Here is a 3,461-nt window from a genome sequence, read left to right as displayed (position 1 = left end):
TTTCTCCCCCTCTCCCCCTCAAGACTCTAACGCCAGCACGTCCGACCAATCTCCGATCGCCTCTGGCGTCCACAGCCAATTCCGACTGAGGGCGCTCGGTTGAAATTGGCTCGCATCTTGTTTGAGAACCAGTTGGCGTAATTGAATGGCTTTACGAACCAGATCGTCTCGTCGATCGGGGTTGACTGTTTCAGAAGCGCGAGCGAGAGATAACGCTAGACCGGCATAGACGTTCAACGTTAGGGTCTCTGAAGACATCCCCGCTAGGGTCGGTTCGTTGGTCATCGGGTTGCTATCGACTGTTTGCACGATTTCCAACCAAGTTTCGTAGGCAGCATCCCAATCTTCCTCTGCATAGTAAACGAAACCGAGGGCAGTACGGTACAGCAGAGAGTCGCGATCGCGTCGGACGGCGGCTTCCCACGACCGGCGAGCGTCGTCGAAACTGTAGTCTTCGTTTCCCGCTTGTACGAACTGCCACGCCAGACGACCTTTTAAAAACAAGATTTTGGGATCGTCGAGGCGCTCGGAGGGAACTTGTGCGAGGGCAGCTCGAGCTTGGTCGAGGGCGTTGCGATCGCTCTTCAATAAAGCGGCGACTGCTTCGATGCCGGAGTCGAAGTTGCCTTCGGCGAATTCGGCCATCGCCAGACTGGTTAACTCTGGCGTCGGTAAGTCCTGCCACGCTTCTGGCGTACTCGGTGGCGAGGGGGCTTGGGGAACGACGACGATCGGCACGTTACCTCGAGATAAGTCGGAAGGGCTGCGACTGCGACTCCACCATACTCCAACACCCACGATGGCAACCAGAGCGATCGCGATCGCGTATCCGACTTTTTTTCTCGCGAGTGGGCGATCGCCGACTTGTTGAGGAGTCTGAGACTGGGGAAATGGCTTTTCTCGAAAGGGCGGAACCCGGTCTGAGGGAGCCAGCGATGTCGGCAACCCTGCATCCGATCGGCGATCGCCTGCTGAGGGAGAGGACGGGTCAGACGAGATCGACTTGGACGCTGGGGAGTCGGTAGGGGTCGCAACGGAGGGCGGTTCGTCACTCGGCGGTGACTTCGCCAGTTCGCTAAAAATTTCTCCGACCAAGTCGGCGGCGTCGGCGTCGTCGGTCATATCTCCGTATGCGAGTTCGCCGAGTTCTCCTTCGAGGCGATCGTCGTCATCGGTCGCGTGACGGAGTAGAGGCGTTGTCAAATTGCTCGAGTCGGCAGAGCTGGGGTTTGGCAGGGTCGAGGCTGTATCCTGCGATCGCGCTGGCGACGGCCACACCGGAACCTCTTCGGCTGCGTTTTCAACGGGGTTTTCGACGTGGGGCGCACTCGTCAAGTATCCGTCGAACTGCGGGTGAAGGTAAAAAATCGGTAACGCCCAGTACAACTGGTTCGAGCCGTAGGCAGAAATCAATCCCTGTCGCGCCCGACTCACGCTCAAATCGATGGGACAGCCTCGCATCAGGTTGCGGTAAAACAGTCGTGTCAGGGTCAAGGCTACTTCGTCGGGAATGCGTTCGGCCATGGCTAAGACTGCCGGAATGCCCCGTTTGACCAAGGCGCTAGCTAGGTTGCGCTCTCCGGTCGCCCGCACGTGGGCCCCGCGACAGGAGTTAAACAGAACCATCTGAATGCCGTTGTTGGCGAGGAGTCCGGCTAAGTCGTCGCCGCTGAGGGTTTCGGTAACTCCGGTGTTGGGGTTGACCAGATACACGCTCCCGCCGGACTCTCCTGAATTGCTGTGTCCGGCGTAGTGGAGGATTTGATAGTGTCCGTGTTCGAGGGCTTGGGTGAGTTGGCTGCGACTGGGTTGTTCGAGGATTTCGACTTCGGTTTGTAGGGGACTTTGGCCGGTGTCGGAGAGCCGTTTGAGTTCGGTTTGTAAGTCTTCGGCTTCCCGCGTCAGTTGCAGTTTGTCGCGATCGCTCGGGGCGGCCACGGCCATGAGAATTCGTAGGGGGCGATCGGGGGGAAGTTGTGGGGTAATGGCGGCGTTTCCCAGCGCTGAGCGCAGTTCTTTGCCGTTGGTTCCGGGGAGATAGCGGGAAAACAAGACGCTGGTTCCGGTGGCGAGGGGATAGTCGCCGTCGTGGAGGACTTCCCAGGGAAGGCTGGGGAGGCGCGTTCCTTTGAGTCCCAACCGCAGGCGCAGCGGTTCTTGGCGGTTTTGGGCGATGCCTTGTGCCATCATCCAGCTATCGCGCAAACTCCCTTGAAACAGGGCGTTGTAGAGCTGTTGCCCCAAGGTCACGAGGTCGGGGCGATCGCGATCGAGCGGGGTGGGGGATTTTCCCTGAAGCAGACCCGACAGCGGATCGCTCATCAGGTCTCTGGCTCGGCCGATCCAGCCATCGACCTGCCAAACGGCTTGTTCTTCGGCAAGCGGAACTCCCGGTGCGACGCGCTCGGTTCGCACGAGATATTCGTCTACCCCAACTGGCGTTACGGAAATCTGAAATTCCTGAGTCACGATCCTCGATCGGTCACACTGTTACTTTTATTGTAGTCGTGAGGTTGAGACGAGCGCGAATGGAGACGAGGTGCGATCGCTTGTTCGAGGTATTTTAACTGACGAAAATGCTTGACTTTTCTCGAAAATATGATAATAATTTTTTTCTTTTGAAGAACATCCATTTAAGTCGAGAATATTGAATTCTCGACCTTTAAATCGTAAAAAATTTTACGATTAATTTTGTATTCAGTTTATTTTTGAGTGCGATCGCCCCTTGGTTTGAAATGTGAGGAAGAGAGTAGAAGAACCATGAAGAAAATCTTAACCGTTGCTTGGCTGTCAATATCAATGGCGATCGCCCTCGAGTCGTTCCCGTCGGGGAAACTGGCGCTGAGTCAAAGCGTTTCGCCCCGTTCCGACTGGACGTTTGCCGATTGGTGCGAGAACCGAGAGCGTCTGACAACCGAAGCCAGACATACTGTAGACGTGCTGTTGGAAAAAGCGGAAACGCAAGAGTGCGATCGGGCTGAGGAGAACCTGACCGATCGGACAGGGCTTTGGCTAGTTAGGGATCGAATCGTGGATGTCTCGCCGTTGGCGGATTTAACCAATCTAACAACGCTTGGACTTTATGAGAATCAAATCGTGGATGTCTCGTCGTTGGCAGATTTAACTAATCTGACAGAGCTTTGGCTTCATAAGAATCAAATTGTGGATGTTTCGCCGTTGGCGGGTTTGACCAATCTGACAACGCTTTGGCTTAATGAGAATCAAATCGTGGATCTTGCGCCATTGGCAAGTTTGACCGATCTGAAACGGCTTTGGCTTAATGGCAATGAAATCGAGGATCTTGCGCCATTGGCGAGTTTGAGCAATCTGGGATTGCTTAAGCTTAATGGCAATGAAATCGAGGATCTTGCGCCATTGGCGAGTTTGACCGCTCTCAGAGGGCTTTGGCTTGATGAAAATCAAATTGCAGATGTCTCACCGTTGTCGAGTTTAACCAATCT

At 55.0% G+C, this 3,461-nt stretch carries 2 protein-coding genes; one reads left to right on the top strand and one right to left on the bottom strand.

Going from position 1 to position 3,461, the window contains the following annotated elements:
- Nucleotides 1-18 precede the first annotated feature (18 nt).
- Entirely contained in the window at nucleotides 19-2,469 is a 2,451-nt protein-coding gene (locus tag POG22_RS09330; protein ID WP_498904904.1) for a CHAT domain-containing protein, read from the bottom strand.
- Between the two features lie 291 nt (nucleotides 2,470-2,760).
- Between POG22_RS09330 and POG22_RS09325 the strand changes: the two genes are divergently transcribed.
- The coding region (locus tag POG22_RS09325; RefSeq protein ID WP_498904902.1) for a leucine-rich repeat domain-containing protein at nucleotides 2,761-3,461 on the top strand (701 nt) is incomplete at its 3' end.

It is taken from the genome of Geitlerinema sp. CS-897 (assembly GCF_028368005.1).
Lineage (GTDB): Bacteria > Cyanobacteriota > Cyanobacteriia > Cyanobacteriales > Geitlerinemataceae > Baaleninema > Baaleninema simplex.
This window is presented reverse-complemented; position numbering and strand designations above follow the sequence as displayed.